Annotated in this window: 17 protein-coding genes and 1 tRNA gene; 7 read left to right on the forward strand and 11 right to left on the reverse strand. The window is 66.5% G+C overall.

Translation table 11 applies throughout. From position 1 onward, the window contains the following. Positions 1 to 114: 114 nt before the first annotated feature. The gene (locus Verru16B_RS14060; RefSeq protein WP_069962871.1) at positions 115 to 654 is read right to left on the reverse strand and encodes a DJ-1 family glyoxalase III; all 540 of its coding nucleotides are present in this window, start codon (positions 652 to 654) and stop codon (positions 115 to 117) included. A 109-nt stretch (positions 655 to 763) separates the two neighbouring features. Here Verru16B_RS14060 and Verru16B_RS14065 point away from each other — a divergent pair, with 109 nt between their 5' ends. From Verru16B_RS14065 to Verru16B_RS14085, 5 genes are all read left to right on the forward strand, one after another. Next, positions 764 to 1,675, forward strand: coding sequence for an NAD-dependent epimerase/dehydratase family protein (locus tag Verru16B_RS14065; RefSeq protein ID WP_157772425.1), 912 nt, complete (start codon positions 764 to 766; stop codon positions 1,673 to 1,675). A gap of 196 nt (positions 1,676 to 1,871) precedes the next feature. After that, the gene (locus tag Verru16B_RS14070; RefSeq protein ID WP_069962872.1) at positions 1,872 to 2,180 is read left to right on the forward strand and encodes a YbaB/EbfC family nucleoid-associated protein; all 309 of its coding nucleotides are present in this window, start codon (positions 1,872 to 1,874) and stop codon (positions 2,178 to 2,180) included. Positions 2,181 to 2,281: 101 nt separating this feature from the next. Then, on the forward strand, positions 2,282 to 2,875 hold the full coding sequence (gene recR / locus Verru16B_RS14075) for a recombination mediator RecR (protein WP_069962873.1): 594 nt from the start codon (positions 2,282 to 2,284) through the stop codon (positions 2,873 to 2,875). A gap of 152 nt (positions 2,876 to 3,027) precedes the next feature. Beyond that, positions 3,028 to 3,101: transfer RNA gene (locus Verru16B_RS14080), tRNA-Gly, on the forward strand. Positions 3,102 to 3,168: 67 nt separating this feature from the next. Further along, complete coding sequence (locus tag Verru16B_RS14085) at positions 3,169 to 3,414, forward strand: hypothetical protein (RefSeq protein WP_069962874.1); 246 nt, start codon at positions 3,169 to 3,171, stop codon at positions 3,412 to 3,414. A 230-nt stretch (positions 3,415 to 3,644) separates the two neighbouring features. Here the strand turns inward: Verru16B_RS14085 and dxs are convergent, their stop codons facing one another. After that, the gene (gene dxs / locus Verru16B_RS14090; protein WP_069962875.1) at positions 3,645 to 5,576 is read right to left on the reverse strand and encodes a 1-deoxy-D-xylulose-5-phosphate synthase; all 1,932 of its coding nucleotides are present in this window, start codon (positions 5,574 to 5,576) and stop codon (positions 3,645 to 3,647) included. Positions 5,577 to 5,598: 22 nt separating this feature from the next. Then, a complete protein-coding gene (gene xseB / locus Verru16B_RS14095; protein ID WP_069962876.1) occupies positions 5,599 to 5,847 on the reverse strand; it encodes an exodeoxyribonuclease VII small subunit in 249 nt (82 codons plus the stop codon). 183 nt (positions 5,848 to 6,030) lie between these two features. Here xseB and Verru16B_RS14100 point away from each other — a divergent pair, with 183 nt between their 5' ends. Then, entirely contained in the window at positions 6,031 to 7,269 is a 1,239-nt protein-coding gene (locus Verru16B_RS14100) for a M48 family metallopeptidase (protein WP_069962877.1), read from the forward strand. Here Verru16B_RS14100 and Verru16B_RS14105 read toward each other — a convergent pair. Genes Verru16B_RS14105 through Verru16B_RS14115 form a run of 3 tightly spaced genes read right to left on the reverse strand, consistent with a single transcriptional unit; the run spans position 7,266 to position 13,102 of the window. After that, a complete protein-coding gene (locus Verru16B_RS14105) occupies positions 7,266 to 10,244 on the reverse strand; it encodes a PAS domain S-box protein (RefSeq protein WP_169829296.1) in 2,979 nt (992 codons plus the stop codon). The two genes, Verru16B_RS14100 and Verru16B_RS14105, sit on opposite strands and share 4 nt — an antisense overlap. Before the next feature lie 24 nt (positions 10,245 to 10,268). Next, positions 10,269 to 11,498 (reverse strand): hypothetical protein, encoded by a 1,230-nt coding sequence (locus Verru16B_RS14110; RefSeq protein ID WP_069962879.1) that lies wholly within the window; start codon positions 11,496 to 11,498, stop codon positions 10,269 to 10,271. Further along, on the reverse strand, positions 11,495 to 13,102 hold the full coding sequence (locus Verru16B_RS14115; protein WP_069962880.1) for a methyl-accepting chemotaxis protein: 1,608 nt from the start codon (positions 13,100 to 13,102) through the stop codon (positions 11,495 to 11,497). Before Verru16B_RS14115 ends, Verru16B_RS14110 begins: the two co-directional genes overlap by 4 nt. 261 nt (positions 13,103 to 13,363) lie before the next feature. Here Verru16B_RS14115 and Verru16B_RS14120 point away from each other — a divergent pair, with 261 nt between their 5' ends. Continuing rightward, on the forward strand, positions 13,364 to 14,308 hold the full coding sequence (locus Verru16B_RS14120; RefSeq protein ID WP_069962881.1) for an endonuclease/exonuclease/phosphatase family protein: 945 nt from the start codon (positions 13,364 to 13,366) through the stop codon (positions 14,306 to 14,308). Between the two features lie 30 nt (positions 14,309 to 14,338). Here the strand turns inward: Verru16B_RS14120 and Verru16B_RS14125 are convergent, their stop codons facing one another. From Verru16B_RS14125 to Verru16B_RS14145, 5 genes are all read right to left on the reverse strand, one after another. Then, positions 14,339 to 14,524 (reverse strand): hypothetical protein, encoded by a 186-nt coding sequence (locus tag Verru16B_RS14125; protein WP_069962882.1) that lies wholly within the window; start codon positions 14,522 to 14,524, stop codon positions 14,339 to 14,341. Positions 14,525 to 14,576: 52 nt separating this feature from the next. Beyond that, positions 14,577 to 15,020, reverse strand: a complete 444-nt coding sequence (locus Verru16B_RS14130; protein WP_069962883.1) for a hypothetical protein — start codon at positions 15,018 to 15,020, stop codon at positions 14,577 to 14,579. Between the two features lie 134 nt (positions 15,021 to 15,154). After that, on the reverse strand, positions 15,155 to 15,748 hold the full coding sequence (locus tag Verru16B_RS14135; RefSeq protein WP_069962884.1) for an RNA polymerase sigma factor: 594 nt from the start codon (positions 15,746 to 15,748) through the stop codon (positions 15,155 to 15,157). Between the two features lie 94 nt (positions 15,749 to 15,842). Further along, the gene (locus Verru16B_RS14140; RefSeq protein WP_069962885.1) at positions 15,843 to 17,078 is read right to left on the reverse strand and encodes an aminopeptidase; all 1,236 of its coding nucleotides are present in this window, start codon (positions 17,076 to 17,078) and stop codon (positions 15,843 to 15,845) included. An 11-nt stretch (positions 17,079 to 17,089) separates the two neighbouring features. Further along, the gene (locus tag Verru16B_RS14145) at positions 17,090 to 18,055 is read right to left on the reverse strand and encodes a Kelch repeat-containing protein (protein WP_069962886.1); all 966 of its coding nucleotides are present in this window, start codon (positions 18,053 to 18,055) and stop codon (positions 17,090 to 17,092) included. Positions 18,056 to 18,057 lie beyond the last annotated feature (2 nt).

Here is an 18,057-nt window from a genome sequence, read left to right on the forward strand (position 1 = left end):
GGGAAGAGACCCTAGATTGTTGCGGGTGCGGTGGGCCCAAGCGGCGGCCATTGCTGGCCACAAAAAGCCAACAGGACGGCCCGCCGGGTAGCAATGCCGATTTAGCGCAAAGCCTTAGAAACAAATGGCTTTGCTTATCTCAGTGGCTTTCTCGGGACTGCTCAGCAGCGCCACCAGATGCAGGCCGAAATCAACGGCCGTACCGGCCCCGCGGGAAGTCGTGATTCGACCATCGGTGACGACCTTTTCGTGGGCCAGGATGGCCGGCAACTCGCCGGCGACGGAAAAGTGCGCGGTGTATCGGCGGCCCGTGAGCAAACCCGCATCGTGGAGCACGGCGGGGGCGGCGCAGATGGCGGCAAGCCAGCGGCCGGCGCCATGGTAGCGGAGGACAAGTTCGCGGAGGCGCGGATCGGCGCGGAGGTGTTTCACACCAGCACCGCCGGGCAGGAAGAGCAGGTCGAAATCGCGGCCCAGCACCGTGGCGAGTGTGGTGTCGGCCTGGACGGTGAGCCCGCTGCGGCCCGTGACGGCCAGAGTGTCGCCCAAGGCGGCGGTGGTGACGGCGATGCCGGCCCGGCGCAGGAGATCAACAGGGGCGAAGGCCTCGATTTCCTCAAAACCTTCGGCCAGGGGGACGAGCACGGATGGCATGGTGGGGAGAAGTATCGGGGATCAAGTAACAAGTATCAAGCGGCGGAATCCAGGCAGGGCGGTCATCTCCTCCTTGATAGTTGTCCCTTGTTCCTTGTTACTTCCCGCCATGGCTTCCATGTCGGGCAAGCGTCTCGTGATTTTTGGGTGCGGCTATGTCGGCTCGGCGCTGGCCCGGGCGGCAGTAGCGGCGGGCGCGACCGTCGAGGCGCTCACGCGCAATCCGGAGAAGGCGGCGGCGCTGCGCGCGGCGGGTCTGGCCAAGGTCGTGGAAGCGGACCTGGCGGCGCCTGGTTGGCACCCGCAGATTGAGGGCGGGGCCGACTGGGTGGTGAACACGGTGAGCTCCGGCGGGCCGGACCAGTATTGGCAATCCTATGTGGTCGGCATGCAGTCGATCCTCAGCTGGGCCGGGCGGGCCGGACAGCAACCGGTGGGCACCCTGGTTTACACCAGCAGCACGTCGGTCTATCCGCAGGGCGAGGGCGCGGTGGTCGACGAAACCCAGTGGGCGCACGGGGCCACGCCAAATGGGCGGACCATCAGTGAATCCGAGGTGCTGCTGAAAAACGCGCCGGAGACGGCGGTGCGGCGCCGGTATATCCTGCGCCTGGCCGGCATCTATGGCCCCGGCCGGCATCACCTGTTGGATCAGTTGCGGGCCGGGGCGACGACGCTCACTGGCACGGGCGGGCACCACCTGAATCTGATCCACCGGGACGACATCGTGGCCGCGATCCTGGCCTGCCTGCACGCCCCCGCGACGGTGGGCAGCGAGATTTTCAACGTGGCCGACCTGGCCCCGTCCCGCCGCGAGGAGGTTGTGGCCTGGCTGTGCGCGCAACTGGGCCGGCCGGAACCGGTGTTCGACGGAACCACCACCGCCCGTCGCGGGGGCGCACCAATGCCGGACCGGATTATTTCCAGTGCCAAGATCCAGCAAGAACTGGGCTGGCGTCCGCAGTTTCCGGACTACCGGGCCGGATTCAGAGTCTTGCTGGATGCCGCGGGTCGCCCGTAAGCGGACGCACGCGATACGAGCCACAGGCACTGGTTTCAGCCCGCGGACGACCGACTTCCCTGGATCGGGCTTCCCCGGCAAGTGCCTGGGATCCTGTGGCGATGGCCCAAAGGGAGGGGCGAATTCACGATACTTTGGTCGTGATTCGGGACAGATTAAGTCCAAGGGTGGAGCAAACCTCAACCCCCACACCCCCATGGCCGGCGTAGGCACCTTGCTCAAACAGGCGAAGAAAATGCAGCAGCGCATCGAGGAGATGCAGCAATCCCTCGCCGCGCGCGAACTCGACATCTCGAGCGGGGGTGGCGCCGTGCAGATCAAGATCAACGGCGCCGGCAAGTTCCTCGCCGTGCGGCTTGATCCCGAATTTCTCAAGGAGGACCCGAAGCTGATCGAAGAGACCCTGCTCAACGCGGTCGGTGAAGCGGCGGCGAAGGCGAAGGACCTCAACGACTCCGAGATGCAGCGCATCTCCGCCGGCTTCCAGATGCCGGGGATGTTTTGATGGAATTAAGAAGGAAGAATTAGGAATTAAGCATAGCCGTGGGTGGGAATTGATGGCTGTTTTCTGTTTTCTTAATTCATCCTTCATAATTCTTACTTTCCATGACTCCCGCGCTTGAACAGTTGCAGAAGCAGTTGAAGCAGTTGCCCGGCATCGGCTACCGCTCGGCGGAGCGCATTGCCCTGCATCTGCTGGTGGAGAAGCCGGCGCGTCTGCCCGAGCTGGTGGCGGCCCTGGAGGCGGCGGCGCGCACGGTCCGTCGCTGCGCCCGCTGCGGGAATCTGGCCGAGGAAGCGCAATGTCCGATCTGCGCGGATGAGCGCCGGCGCACGGGTCAGGTCTGCGTGGTGGAGAATGTGCAGGATCTGGCGGCGATCGAGCGGTCGGGCGCGCACCGGGGGAGCTACCATGTGCTCCATGGCAAACTCTCGCCCATCCGGGGCATCGCGCCCGAGGATCTCAATCTGGCCGCGCTTTTTGACCGCATCGCTTCGGGCGAGGCGACGGAACTGATTCTTGCGCTGTCCAATGATGTCGAGGGCGAGGCCACCTGCCATTATCTCACGGAGCGACTGCCGGCCAGCGGGGTGACGGTGACCCGCATCGGCTTCGGCCTCCCGAGCGGCGGCGGGGTGCTTTACGCGGATGCGGTCACGCTGAAGAGCGCGCTGGAGGGCCGGCGGAGTTACAGCTGAGAAATTTCGCGAGACGCGGCCACCGGAAGCGTTTTCGGGATTCGTATCCCGAGCCAACCCGCAGGGGGACTAGGTTCCACCGGTGGGCCACTTACTGGAACATTCATGACTTGCAGCGCGGCGGTAGGGTGGCTTTAGTCCGGTCGTTCTTCGCGGGCGTAGTATATCGGTATTATGCGTGCTTCCCAAGCATGAGAGGAGGGTTCGATTCCCTCCGCCCGCACCAGCCTTCGCCAAGCCTACGGCTGGCCGGCCAGCCAATTCGTTCGAATTTTCCTCCAACCCCATTCCCCATGAAATCCAAGAAATTCCTGCTCCCGCTCATCATCGCTTCCTGTTTCGCCGCCGGCGTGCTCTTTGCCGAGGAGGCCAAGAAAGAGGCCGCCGAGTCCAAGCCCGCCACGTGCTGCGCCAAAGCCGAAGGCAAGGGTGAGAAATGTGGCCACGGCTGCTGCGCGGAGGCCGCGAAGGCCGAGAAGAACTGCGAAAAGTGCAACGGCAGCGGCAAGATCGAGAAGAAGCCGGAAGAGAAGAAGTAATGTTTTTGCAGAGCGGGATCGCCGAATCCCGCCTCGAACGCCTTATCGTTGACGCAACAAGGCGGGGTTCGGAGACCCCGCCCTACAGTCCAGGCCAAGCCGCGCTCCAATTTGGGCGCGGCTTTTTTATGGGTGGGCAAGCGGTGCCGGACTCCGCTGCAGGAGCGAGTCACCCGAACCCGCGGCGTGGTCGCCGTGGCTCCAGATAAAGCCGTCCGCTGTCGCGGACGTCAGGGCCGGTCCACCGTGGCGCGGCCGGACTGCAGGGTGCGCCAGCGGGCGGTGACCCGCGCGGCGATGTCGTCCGGGGCGAGGCCGTAGTTGGCGCGGAGGATTTCCACGCTGCTGCCATGCTCCACGAAACTGTCGGGCCAGCCGATGCGTTCGACCGGTGTGGCGCAATGCGCCTCCTGCAGGGCCTCGAGGACCGCGCTGCCGAAGCCGCCGGCGAGAACATTGTCCTCCATCGTCACCAGCAGCGGGACGACCGCGGCCTGGCTGAGCAGCAGGTGGCGGTCGAGGGGCTTGACGAAGCGGGCGTTGACTACGCCGACGGAGAGGTGTTCCTCGCGCTCCAAGCGCTGGGCGAGCTTGAGGGCGTCGGGCACCATGGAGCCCAGGGCCCAGATGATGATATTGGTGCCGACCTTGATCACCTCGGCCTGGCCGACAGGGATCAGCGCGGGCTCGGCCTTCACGGGGGCGCCGGTGCCGGCGCCGCGCGGGTAGCGGATGAAGCCGGGGCCGGGCAGGTGGAGGCTGGTGTGGAGCATGTCCACGAGTTCGTCCTCATCCTTGGGCTGCATGATCGTGGCGCGGGGCACGCAGCGGAGGTAGCTGAGATCGAAGAGGCCGTGGTGGGTCGGGCCGTCGTTGGGGGAGAGGCCGGCGCGGTCCATGCAGAACGTCACGGGCAGGTTCTGCAGGCATACGTCGTGGATGACCTGATCGTAGGCGCGCTGGAGGAAGGTGGAATAGATCGCGCAAACGGGGCGGAAGCCCTTGGTGGCGAGACCGGCGGCGAAGAGGACGGCGTGTTCCTCGGCGATGCCGACATCGAAGAACTGGGCCGGTTGCTCACGGGCGAGTTGGGAGAGACCGGTGCCGCTGGGCATGGCGCCGGTGATGCCGAGCACCTGCGGGTTGGCGCGGGCGAAGCGGGCGAGGGCGGCGCCGAAGACATCCTGGTAGTTGGGCGGGGTGCCGGGGATCGGCTTGGCGTTCTCGCCGGTGTCGGGATCGAAGGGGCTGGCGCCGTGGAATTTTTCCGGGTGGGCGACGGCGGCCTCGAGGCCCTTGCCCTTCTTGGTGAGCACGTGGATGAGCACGGGCACATCGCAGTGCTTGGCGAACTCGAGGTTCTTGATGAGCGCGTCGATGTCGTGGCCGTCGACGGGGCCGAGGTAGCGCAGGCCGAATTTCTCGAAGAGAGAGGATTCGACGAAGAAGTCCTTGGTCTCGCGCTTCCACTTGTTGTAGACGCGATTCATCTCCACGCCGGCGGGGAAGCTCTTGAAGAACGCCTCCACGTCGTGGTGCATGCGGTTGTAGGTCGGGTTGGTGCTCAGCCGGTTGAGGTAGCTGGCGATGGCGCCGACGTTCTTGGCGATGGACCACTCGTTGTCGTTGAGGATGACGATGAGGCGCTTGGTGGAGCTGACGACGTTGTTGAGCGCCTCGAGCGTGACGCCGCAGGTGAAGGCGGCGTCGCCGCAGACGGCGACGACGTGTTCCGGGGAATTGCGCAGGTCGCGGGCGGTGGCCATGCCGAGGGCCGCGGAGAGGGCGGTGCCGGCGTGGCCGGCGCCGAAGGCATCGTGCACGCTCTCGCTGCGGTACAGGAAGCCGGAGGCGCCGCCGGTCTTGCGGAGCTTGGCGAAGAAGTCGCCGCCGCGGCCGGTGAGGAGCTTGTGCACGTAACCCTGGTGGGCGACGTCGAACACGAACTGGTCGTCCGGTGAGTTGAACACCCGGTGGAGCGCGACGGTGAGCTCGACCACGCCGAGGTTGGGGCCGATGTGGCCGCCGTTGCGGGAGGTGACCTCGATCAGCTTGTCGCGGATGTCCTGGGCAAGCCGGGGCAGCTGCTCGGGCGGGAGGGCCTTGACGTCGGCGGGGCCGGCGATGCGGGCAAGGAGGGTGTCGGACGGGGGAATGGTCATCGGGCGTGGATTAAGCCGGCGGTCACTCCGCGCGGGTGGATTCGAACGGCTCGAAGGCGGCGCTGCCATCCTTGGCCTTCTTCAGTTTCTCGATCTTGAGCTCGGCGTCCTTGAGTCGGCTTTCGCAAACCTTGAGCAGCTTGCTGCCCTCCTCATATTTGGCCAGGAGCTCGGCCAGCGGCACCTCGCCCGATTCCATCGAGTCAACGATGGTCTCGAGCTTGGCCAGGGCGGCCTCGAAACTGAGTTTGGCGGTCTTGTCTGAATCCACGGGGTCACTGTGTGTCGGGGGACGGGCATTTCAATCAAACTTTGGCTGAAGGGGAACCCCAATGGCGGCAACGGGTTAGGTGGTGGGCGGGCGGTTGCGGATCCGTGCAGCCTGGGCTCGAGGGCGTGCCAACGGGACGGAATTAGATTTGGCGTGCAGGGGAAAACCTGTGCTTTTCACGTCATGCATTGGCTGTCTCTGACGGTGATCGGACTCTTGCTGGCCCGCCTTCTCGCCCAACTCGGGCTGGAGGCCCTCAACCGCGCCGAGGTGCGCCGACGCGCCGGGGCGCTGCCGCCGGCGCTGACCGGGGTGATGGATGCGGCCACCTTTGCCAAGGCCGGGGACTACACGCTGGCGAAGAGCCGGTTTGCCTCGGGCGAGATGATCTTTGAGGCCGCGGTGCTGGCTGCGGTGGTGTTCAGTGGGTTGTTGCCGTGGTTGTGGGCCCGCGTGGACGGACTCGCGCCGGGAGCGGCCTGGAGTGGCGCGCTCTTTCTGGTGGTCACGATGATCCTGCTCGGCCTGCCGAGCCTGCCGCTGGCGTGGTGGGCGCAGTTCCGGCTGGAGGCGCGTTTCGGCTTCAACCAAAGCACGCTCGGGTTGTGGGTGAGCGATCAGGTCAAGTCCACGGTGCTGGGTCTACTCATCGGTTTTCCCCTGGCCTGGGCGCTGCTCGCGCTGGTCGGCCGCGCGGGACCGCTGTGGTGGGTGTGGGGCTTCGGGCTGCTCTTCGGTTTCCAGCTCCTCATGCTCGTGCTTTATCCGAAGCTCATTCTCCCGCTCTTCAACAAGCTCACGCCGCTGCCCGAGGGGGACGCCCGCACGCGTTTGCTGGCGCTATCAGACCGCACGGGGTTCAAGGCGCAGACCATCGAGGTGATGGACGGCTCGAAACGCTCGGCGCACTCCAATGCCTTCTTCACCGGGTTCGGGCGTTTCCGGCGGATCGTGTTGTTTGATACGCTCATGACGCAGCTCACCCAGGAGGAACTGGAGGCAGTGCTGGCGCACGAGATCGGGCACTACCGGCGCGGGCATATTCCGCAGCGGCTGGTCACGCTGGGACTGCTGCAGCTGGGCGGTTTCGCGGTGATCGCGTGGCTTGCCCAGGCGCCGTGGTTCAATCCGGCCTTCGGCCTGCCGGCCGGGGCGACGGCGGCGACCTTCCTCCTGTTCGGCCTGCTGGGAGGATTGATTACATTCTGGTTTTCGCCGCTCGGCAACCGCGTATCGCAGAAGCATGAGTACGAGGCCGACGCCTTCGCGCGCGACGCGATGGGCGGGGCGGCGCCGTTGTCCGGGGCCTTGCGCAAGCTCTCGCAGAAGAACCTCTCCAACCTCACCCCGCATCCGCTGTACAGCGCGGTGTATTACTCACACCCGACCCTGGTGGAGCGGGAGCGGGCGTTGCAGGGCTAGACGATCCCTGGTGGCGGGGACGCTAGGGCATCCCGGATGGTGGTCAGCAGCGCCGTGGCAGTGTACGGCTTGCACAGGAAGAACTGGATCTGGTCTTGGGCGGCCTTGATCTGGTTGTTGTTGTCGTTCAGGCCGCTGGCAGCCACGAGGCGCACGCCGGGGTTGATCCGGCGCAGAGCGCCGATCAGGGCGTGACCGTCCATCACGGGCATCATCATGTCGGTGAGGACCAGCGCAATCTGGTGCCGGTGCTGGTGGTACAGGGCGAAGGCCTCGGCCCCGTCGGCGGCGACGAGCACCTGGTAGCCGGACGATTCGAGGGTGCCCTGGGTCACCGTGCGGATCATGTCCTCGTCATCGACGACCAAAATGAGTTCACCCTGGCCGCGGGCGGGCGCGGCGATGGTTTCCGCCGCGGGCGCCTCGGTGGCGTCGTGGGCGGCAGGCAGGTAGACCTTGAAGACGCTACCCTTGCCGGGCTCGGTGTAGACATTGATGGTGCCACCGTGGCTGCGGGTGATCCCGATGACGGTGGACAGGCCCAGACCCGTGCCCTTGCCCGGGGCCTTGGTGGTGAAGAAGGGTTCGAAGATCTTGTCGACGATGTCCTGGGGTATGCCAGTGCCGGTGTCGGCGACCTCGAGCAAAACATGGGGACCGGGGGTGATCTCGCGGTTTAGGAGGCTGAAGTGCGTGTCCAGCCGGACATTGCGGGCGGTAACCGTGAGCTGGCCACCCGCCGGCAGGGCATCGCGCGCATTGACGCAGAGATTGAGCAGCACCTGGCCGAGCTGCGTGGGGTCCGCCGTGACCAGCCAGAGGTCCTTGGGGACATCAAAGCGGAGGGTGATGTTCTTGGGGAAGGTGCTCCGGATCATCGTTTCGACCTCGCGGGCGACATAGCCGAGGTGCACCGAGACCTTCGCGCCATCAATGCCGCGGGCAAAAGAGAGCACCTGTTTGACGAGGTTGGCTGCGCGAGCGGCACTTTGCTCGATGACGGAGATGATACTGCGGTCATCGGCATTGCGGGCGGTCTGGTTGAGCATGCCGACGCCCATGACGATCGGGGCGAGCAGGTTGTTCAGGTCATGGGAGATGCCACCGGCGAGCGTGCCGATGCTCTCAAGGCGCTGGGCGCGCAGGAATTTCGCCTCCATCAAGGTGCGTTCCGTGATGTCGGTGCCGATGGTCAGAATCGAGCGGGGCCGGCCCTGCTCATCGCTCAGGAGTGTCCAGCGGCAGTCGACCGTGAGCGCGTCACCCAGCCGGTTGGAATGCTGGAGGCGGCCGACCCAGGCGCCCTGCTCGAAGACCGTACGCCCGGCCTCCGCGAAGGCCGGGCGGTCCAGGCGGAGCAGTTCGTCAACCCGGCGCCCCACGGCCTCGGTGGAACTCCAGCCATACAGGCGCTCGGCGCCCCGGCTCCAGAACAGCACGTGTTGGTCCAGGCTGCAGACCATGATGGCATCGCGGGACTCGTCGATGAGGGCAGCCTGTTCCTGCAGTTTCTTTTCCGCGGCCCGGCGCTCCGAAATATCGCTCATGCTGCCGATGATCCGCAGGATCCGGCCCTGTCCATCCCGCACGGCGACGGCCCGGTGCAACACATAGACCAGGGTGCCGTCGCGCCGGCGCAGATGATGCTCCCCCGACCAAGTGCCAGTTTGCCGGCAACGGTCGAGCCCGTCGCGAATCGATTCCTGCTCGGGCGGCAGGGCCAGGGCCTGCAGTGCGTCCAGCCCGGTCCGCAGTTCGGCGGGCGAGTAACCGAAGTGCGTCGACAGACCCTCGTTCCACCAGAGTTCGCCGCTGGTGAGGTCCCAGTCCCAGATGGCCTCGTTGGTGACGCTGGCGAACTGGCGGAAACGCGCCTCGCTGGCACGGGCGTCCGTGAGGGCCCGGTTCAATTGATCCAGCCCGAGGGAGAAGGCGAGGGCGAGGCCCGCGGCGATCACGAGGCACGCCGCGGTCATCGCGAAAAGGATCCGGCGGATGCGCTGGGCGGGGATGTCAAACTCGGCGGTTTCGATGGAGGCGGCCACGCTCCAGCCGGCGACCGGCACGGGGGCAAACGCCGCGAGCTTGGTTGCGCCCGTGCTCGATTCGTAGGCCTCGATCCCCGTCTCGCCACGGAGCATGCGCTCCGCGAGCCGGGTAGCGCCGGGCAAGGTGCGGAGGTTGAGGCGGAGGATGCGCGCCGCGTCGGGATGCGCGAGGAGCACGCCTTCTCGGTCGATGGCAAAAGGATAACCCGACTCGCCCAGCTTCTGGCTGCTGATCATCGCCGCCAGGGGTTTGATCTCAATCGACAGGCCGACGAAGCCCGCAAACGCCCCGCGGTCATCCAGCACGGGAACCGCGACCACGATAATGGGGACGTTGTCCACCTTGGAGATGATCGGGTTGCTGATGACCGGTTGCAGCGTGTCGCGGACCGCGGTGAAATAGCGCCGGTCCCGCACGTGGAGGCCGGCATAGGGATCGTCGTCACGCGCACGCAGCCCCCCGGCGAAGAGAAAGCCGTCGGGGCCGCCCAGAAAAAGCCCCTGATATTGGGTGGCAGACAACCCCTGCAACAGGGCGCTGAGCTGCCGCTTGACGGCGGCCAGGCCCGCCGCATCGAGCGTGCCGGCCCGGTGCTGCTGGATGCCGTCAGCCAACGACTCGACCCGGGCCAGGCTGCGCACGGTGTCCAAATGCCGTTGCATCTCGGCCTCGGTGAAGGTGGCCAGGTAGCGGGCGACCTGGGTCAGGCGCTCATGCCCGGCGGCCGTGAGCGTGGATTTCACCCTTACCGGCAGGATGAAGGACGCCACGATGAGGGGCACCGTGCCCAGCAGGAGCATGCCGGCCAGCAATTGCAGACGCTGGCGATGTTCCGGGGCGCGGACAAAGCGGGCCCAATTGGCCAACCAACCGATGTGTGTGGCGGGCGACGGCGGCGAAGAGCCTGTGGTTTCGCGGGATGGCATCAGGCGGCTGGACATCGCGCTGGCTTACAGTCTGACCGTGGCCCCCAGTTGGACGAACGCGCGGCGGAATTCGCGCTCGGCGAATGCCGGCAGCCTGTTCCATGCCCGTTGGCGCAGCACATCGATCGACACCTGAACCCGGGGGGAGAGCACGCGCGTTACCCCGGCGCCGAGAAACCATTCCCAGTCGTCGCGGGCCGACGGGAAATAGTCGCAGGCATGGACCTTGGCATTGAGGCGCACGTTCCAGCCCGCGCGGGGGACCCAGCCGGCGGCGGCCTCAAGCGAGGAATCGTAATAGGCCGCCTTGCCGGTGCTGGAGAGCCAGCTGAAGCGCGTGGCCTTGCCGGTGAAGGTCCACGCGGGATGCGGCTTGGCCGTCAGGCTGCCCTCGAACCAGAGCGAAGTCCGGTCGCGGCCGCGCAGCGCCGCGGAATCAACCGTACCGGTGAAGTGACGGAAGTCGGGACCGGCGGTCAGGCTGACCGCGGTGTTGCCTGGCAGCTTGCCTTCCCAGCCGAGGGCAAGGCGGGCATAGCGGTTGCTGTAGTCGTAGGGTGCGCCGGGCAACGGGATGGCGTCCTGCGTCTGTTGACCACCCCGCAGCCCGACGAGCCAGAGGGAGCGCGCCCGGGGTTTCCAGCCCAGATCCAGACCCGCCTGGGTGTCGGTACGGTCGGCGAAGGCAACGTGGCCCGCCAAGGCCCGAGTGCGGTAGTCGCAAGCGAGGAGGGAACCGCTGGAGCGTATCACGCGGCTATCCGATTCGGATTGGGCCGAGAAACGCACGCGGTGCTGCCACTGTTCGCGCCGCTCGCGCCAGAGGGTCACGGCGTTGGCGTTGATGGTGGAAAGCGAAGGCAGGGTGTCGTTCGTCCCATCTACGAAGAGGGAGGAGGCATCGAGCGAGAGTTTCCAGGCGCCGGGGGTGAATTGGCCGGCGAGACCCAAGCGATGGGTCGAGTAATTTTCCTGCGTCCAGCGGTCGAGGCGTACCCATTCCCCTTGGTAGCCGAGTTTCAGCGGGGTCGCCCCCGGCTCGCGGCCGGTCAGCAGGACATTGAAACCGGCGCCCAAGGCACTAACAAGGGTGCCTTCGTCCCCCCAGATGGCCCGGGATGCGCCGCCTGAACCGGCCGGGTTGCTATCGTAGCCGAGGCGGGCGTGGACGCCCAGGTCGGTGACCTGTGCGATAGGGAGGACAGACGCCGGGGCGGCGAGGGGCAGCAGGAGGATCCAGGCGAGGGCTTTCATGCGAGAACAGGCTGAGGTCTGTTGGCCGCGGAACGGGGACGGGTGGACGGGGGCGCCGGAGGAGGCGCGAAGGAATCCGTCGCCACCGCCGGAGCGCGCCCGCCATCGACCAGTCGGCGGAGGTTGGTGACGATCTCGTTCACGGAAAGGGCCTGGGCGTTGAGTTCCTCGGCGGCTGCGGCGCTTTCCTCGGCGCTGGCGGCGTTGGACTGCACGACACGGTCCATCTCGCTGACGGCGGCGTTGATCTGACCCACGCCCTGGTTCTGCTCGCGGCTGGCGGCAGCGACCTCGTGGATGAGGGCGTCAACCTCGCGGACCTGGCTGACGATCACCGAGAGTCGGGCGTTCACCTGGTCGCTGATGGCGACACCCTGGGTGGTCTTGCTGATGGCGGCCTCGATCTTGGCCGAGGTTTCTCGGGATGCGCTGGCGGCGCGCTGGGCGAGGGCGCGGACCTCCTCGGCGACGACGGCAAAACCGGCGCCGGCCTCCCCGGCGCGGGCGGCTTCGACGGCAGCGTTAAGCGCAAGAATGTTGGTCTGGAAGGCGATCTCGTCAATGGTCTTGATGATCTTGGCGATGTCGTCGCTGGAGCCCTTGATGTCGGCCATGGCCCGGCCCATCAGCTGCATGTCGGCGGCGCCCGCATCGGCGGCTTCGCGCGCGGTCCGCGCCAGGCTCGTGGCCTTGGTGGCGTTGTCGGAATTGCGCCGGGTCATCGAGGACATCTCCACCAGTGAGGCGCTGGTCTCCTCCAGTGAGGCGGCCTGCACGCCGGAACCGGAGGCGAGGGACTGGCTGGACGTGGAGACCTGGCCGGCGGCGGCGGTGATCTGGTCGGAGCCTGCGCTGAGGTCCGTGATGACGGCCCGAATCGACCGGCCGGTGGTCTCGGAGATCCAGATGGAGACGGCGACCGTCACGACCAGGATGGCGGCAAAGAGGCCGATGGTCAGCAGGAGGTAGTCGCGGCTGCGGCGCGTGACCTCGGCATTGAGCAGGGCGAGTTCGGCCTCGACGTTGTCGATGTATACGCCGGTCCCGATGATGAAATCGGTGCCCGGGATGAGGGTGGAGTAGGCCAGCTTGGGTTGGATGCCATGGCCTTCCTTCTCAAAAAAGTAGCGGGTGAAACCGCCGCCCTTGCGTCCCTGGTTGATCAGTTCCTCAACGAAGCGGGTGCCCTTGGAGTCCTGAATCGCCAGGAAGTTCTTGCCGTTGCCGGCCTTGTTGACCGGCACGTTGATGCGGGTGCCGCTGAAGTCATAGACGAAGAAGTAACCCGAGCGGTCGGCGAAGAAGCGAATGGGGTCGGTTTCCGCGATGATGGCCGCGATCTGTTCCTCGCGGGTGGGCAAGGTCCTGATCTGGCTCGCCAGGGTGGCGGCCTCGATCTCGACGGCGACCTGCAGGAGGTTGGCGTGCCCCGCCATGGTCTGCTTCGCAAAGCTCGGCTCAATCACCTTGGTGCTGACCTGGCGGTTGGTATAGAGGTTAGATACCTGCAGCACGATGAGGCCGAGGAGGCACAGCAGCGGGAGCAGCAGCAGCTTGAGGCGCAGGCTGGTGGTCCGGGCGGGCGAGCGTGCGGCGCGGCTCATGTTGCGCCTTGGCCAGAAAAGGGCGCGCCCCTATGGGCTACGCGGATAGAGTGGCGGCGTGGAGCGTGCATGAGCGAAGGATGTATTTCGGACAGTTTTAAATCTTTCCTGATCAAAGAACGACCTCTCACTGGTCACGGTTGGTCATCCCTTGTCCAAATGCTGCGCATCCTTTGTTCTCGGGGCTCGGAAGGGTGATTCAGGGGTCCGCGTTCCCGGGAACGGGATGGCCAAAACCCGGGACTGGTGTCTCATTCGGGCATGACTCACGCCCTGTATCTGGCCAGCCCCGGCGGCTCCACAGTGGGAATCCGGGTGCGTCGTGCGCTCGCTTGGGCGCTTGCGTTCGGCGCTGGGCTGCTGGCCCAGGCGCTGACCATTGCGACGTACAATGTGGAAAACTACACGATCGCCAACCGGATGGTGGACGGCGTCTACCGGCAGGCCTATCCCAAGCCAGAACGGGAGCGGGCGGCACTCGCTCGGGTCATCGGCGCCATCGCGCCCGACGTGCTGGCGGTCCAGGAGATGGGGCCGCAGCCGTTTTTGGATGAGTTCCAGCGGGAGCTGAAAGCGGCCGGGCAGGAGTACCCGTATGCGGTGTTGCTGGAGGCGACGGACAAGGACCGGCACGTTGCGGTGCTGGCCAAGGTGCCCTTCAAGGAGGTGCGGCGGCACGCCGAGCTGCCGTACACCTATTTCGGGCAGACGGAGCGCGTGCGGCGCGGAGTCCTGGAGGTGGTGTTCGCCACGGACCAGGGCGACGTCTCCCTCTTCGTGCTGCACCTGAAGAGCAAATACACGGAGCGGAAGGACGATCCCGAGTCCGCGCTGCAGCGGGCACTGGAGGCCGAGACGGTGCGCGACCTGGTGCTCACGCGGTTTCCGGATCCGGCGGGGGCGAAATTCATCGTGTGCGGCGACTGGAACGACACGCGGGGCACGCGCCCGGTGCGGGCCTTGCAGAAGCGCGGCGACACCGTGATCGGCACGCTGGTGCCGGCTGCGGACTCGCGCGGGGAGGCCTGGACCCATTATTTCCGCCGGGAGGATATCTACAGCCGGATCGACTACCTGATGGTCTCGCCGGGCCTGAAACCGTTTGTGCCGGACCCCGGGGCCACGATCTACGACGGCGAGCCAGCCGCCGAGGCCAGTGACCACCGGCCCGTCTGGGTGAAACTCAACCTGGCACCGGCGCAATAGCGGATAGCCGGCGCGCTCCGGTTCGCCGCCCTAGAGGCCTGATTTTTTCCGGGCCCGGTACAGGAGCAGGCCCACGGTCACACCGACGGCCGCGGCCCCGGTCACGCCGAAAAAAACGGGCACGAGTTTGAAGCCGACGGCTGCCCCGCAGAGACCGCCGAGCACCAAGCCGGGCAGGACAATCCGCAGGGCGGCGCGCTTGGAAAGCGTGGACATCAGAAAGGATGATCGTCGCGCCGGCTGGTAGGCCCGGGCGACGACCGGTTGGTCAGCGACCGATCAGGATCACCGCGTAGACTTCACCCTTGTTCCCGGTGGAGGGGCCGCCGAGCACGGCCGGGACCCCGGGTCGCAGCACCAGACCGGTGTTCATCAGGGTGCGTCCGCCGGCGGTCCAGCGGACCTTCAGGTGGACGGACTTGCCGTCGCTGCGCTCGGTGGTGACCTCGAGTTCATGACCGTCACCGAGCGCCAGGCTGCCGGTGGCAGGCACGTCGACACTCGCGTTATCCGCGCCGACATACTGATAGCTCTCGAAGCGCAGGATGCGGCGGAGGGTCGGCTCGTAGGGGGCGAGGCGCCGGTCGGTCTGTCCGGCCGCATTGGAGGCGGTGAGGAGGATGCCCTGCAGGGAGGTGCCTTCAGCGCGGGCAGAGAGGCTGATCGCGCCGAGCACGGCGAGGACAAAGATAAGGCGAAGGATGGTCTTCATGAGGGGGCTCCTGATTCAGAGATTAACCACGAAACACACTAAGTACACGAAAAGAGTTTTTAGCCCTGGGAAGGGCGCGACCTGGCGCGAAGAAATCCCGGGCATGGCTGGGCTTGATTGCATGGTTGGTCGCATCAATCGCGGTTGATTTGGCTGCCCAGCTTTTCGGCGAGGAGGCGGCGCGCGTGAAAGAGGCGGGACATGACGGTGCCGGTGGGGATGCCGGTCGCCGCGGCGATTTCCTCGTAGGAGAGTCCCTCCATCTCGCGGAGGGCGAGGATGGCGCGGTGCTTGGGCGGGAGCGCGGCCATCGCGGCGCGCACGCGGCTGACGGTGTCCTGACCTTCGGCGAGGTCGCGGGCGGTGGTCTCGGTGGCGGGTTCGGCGACCTGCACGTCCTCGTCGTTGCCGGTGTTGAACGGCAGGAAGCGATCGAACCAGCGGCGGCGTTTGCGGAGATGGTCGATGGCGCGGCGGGTGACGATGGGGTGCAGCCAGCTGGTGAAGCGGGAATCGCCCCGGAAGGAGGGCAGCTGTTTCCAGACGGTGAGCCAGACCTCCTGTGCGATGTCGCGGGCATCGGCCTCGTGGTGCACGATGGCGTAGGCGAGCCGGAACGTGCGGGCGTGGTGCGTGCGCATGATGACCCCGAACGCGGCCTGGTCGCCCGCCTGCGCGCGGCGTAGGAGGTCGGGATCGAGGTCGGGTTCTGGAATGTTGTCAGACACGCTATTTAACCACGGAGGCACAGAGACACGGAGAATACTGTTAAGTTTAGGGATGAATTCACTTTGTGTCTTCGTGTCTTTGTTGTGAGCACGATTAGAGGAGTTCGACTTGCGCGTCGAGAGGGAGGTCGAGGTGGAGCTGGCTGGAATTGAGGGCCAGCGGCCACCAGGCGCGCGAACAGAAGCGGTAGGCCGCGCCGAGGGCGACGTGGGGGGCGGCGTTTTCGTCGAGGAGGGTGTGATGGAAGCAGGGTGGCGAGGATGGCCAGGTGGGGCGGATGCCAGGGGACGGATCCTGCAACGCTGGAATCAGGGCGACTTCCCCGATCCGGGCGGCGCCGGGATCGGTGGCCAGGAGGCGATGGAGCAAATCCTCACCGGATCTGGCGCAGGCCCGGATGACGCGGCCGCCCTGGAATTCCAACTCGATGCCGTCGATCACCTCGCCCCCGTGCGCGACGGGGCGGGCGACCCGCAGCTTACCGGTGGCGGAATTCTGGTGCGGAGCCGTGAAGACCTCCTCGGTAGGGAGGTTGGCGACGAACCGCAGTCCGCCCGGGGTGGCGAGCTGCGCGGTGCACCAGCGGTGTGGGCGGGGGAGGGCGAGGGTGAGATCGATGCCGGGGCCGGTGTAGCGAATGCGACGGTGGTGGGCAGAGTTCAGGGTGTCGCGGTGGTGGGCGAGCGCGGCGAGGTGGGTGGACCAGTGCTCGAGTGGCGATGCGCGGCCTCCGGGTGCGTCCTCAACCTGTCCGGAGGGCAGGTTCCACCTTTCGATCCGCAAGGCCGAAAAGACCGTTTCCCACAAGCCGGACACCTCCACGCCGGCCGCGGCAGCCCAGTCGGTGGTGGGGGCGGGGACAAGGGTCCACTGGGTGGCGCCGCGCACGAGACGCTGGATAAGCGGACCGAGGTGGCGCCACTTGACGGTGTCGAAACGTTGCAGGCGGTCGGCGGGAACACCGGCGAAGAGACCGGGCGCGGTGCCGGTCAGAAACAGGAAAGCGCTGCCGCGGCCGAGGTGTTGCTCGAGTCGGCGGACATGAGCACGGACCAGCGCCTCGTAGCCGGATAAGTCATCGGCCTCGATCAAGACCCGGAGCCGGGTCGGATTGGCGGGGAGGATTTCGGTGCCGGGGTCCGGTCGATCCGGATTGAGACGGGCCACCGCGGCGCGCAGGACGTGGCCGAGGGCGGCGGTCTCGGGGTGGACGCCCTGCAGCTCGTACGGATCCGTGATCAGCAGCGGCTGACCGGGCTGGAGATTCAGGCCGACACGGACGATGACCTCAGCGAGGGAATCCAGCCGCGGGTCAAGTGGATCGGCCATGGAATTCGGTATCACCCGGCGGAGAGGGCGAAGACCTGGACCAGCGGGAGTTCGTCTCCCGTCTCGGTGTTGCGATTCCCGCCGATCACGTAGATGCGGTTGTTGCACACCGTCGCGGTGGTGTGGCGGGCGCCAGTGAAGCCGGGGTGAAGCAGCGCGGACTCGCGGGTGCGGAGATTGTAGGCGAGGACCGAGTCCAGGTCGTGAAAGTCGCCAAACAGGAACAGGTGTTCGCCGAGGAAGACGGTGGAGTGGGCGCTGATTGAGCGATCCAACGGGGGCAGGGTTTTCCAAGTGCGCTCCGGGGGCACAAACATCAGGACTTCCGGCTGGCCCTGCGGGGACCGGTAGCCGCCGGGCACGAGGATCAAGTCACCGACCACGACCGCCATCGATTCGCGGGGCAGGGGCATGGGCACGCCTTGGCTCCAGCGGGACGTGGCGAAGTCGAAGACGTCCACCTCGCCGGTCTGGGCGCGGGTGTTGCCCTTTTTCTTGGACCCGCCGATGAGGTAGGCTTGGCCACCGTGGACGCCGGCGGCCATTGAACTGCGGGGACGCGACATGGCCGGGCCCTGGGTGATGGCGCCGGTGGCGGGATCGTATATCTCCACGGCCCGCTCGTAGGGATCGCCCGGCAGGCCGTAGCCTTGGCCGCCGAAAAGGTAGATCTTGCCGGCATGGGTGAGGGCGTTGTGGTAACGCCGCGGCACAAACTTTCCCGGCAGGCGCTCCACTTGGTTGGTCCGGGTGTCGATGCGCTCGGCGTGGGTGATCGCGCCGCCGGCCGAGCCGCCGAAGACATAAATGAAGTCGCCCAGGGCGACGCAGGCGGCGCCCTGCCGGGCATCGATCAGCTGAAGTTCACCCACCTTCACGAGCGTTGGAGGGGTGGGCGAGGTGGCCCAGGCCGCGGCCGAGGCGAGGAGACCGGCCAGGCCGATCAGGTGGCGGCACCGGCGGAGGGTGGCGTTCATGC

Origin of the sequence: Lacunisphaera limnophila (genome assembly GCF_001746835.1) — a bacterium.
Taxonomy (GTDB): Bacteria; Verrucomicrobiota; Verrucomicrobiia; order Opitutales; family Opitutaceae; genus Lacunisphaera; species Lacunisphaera limnophila.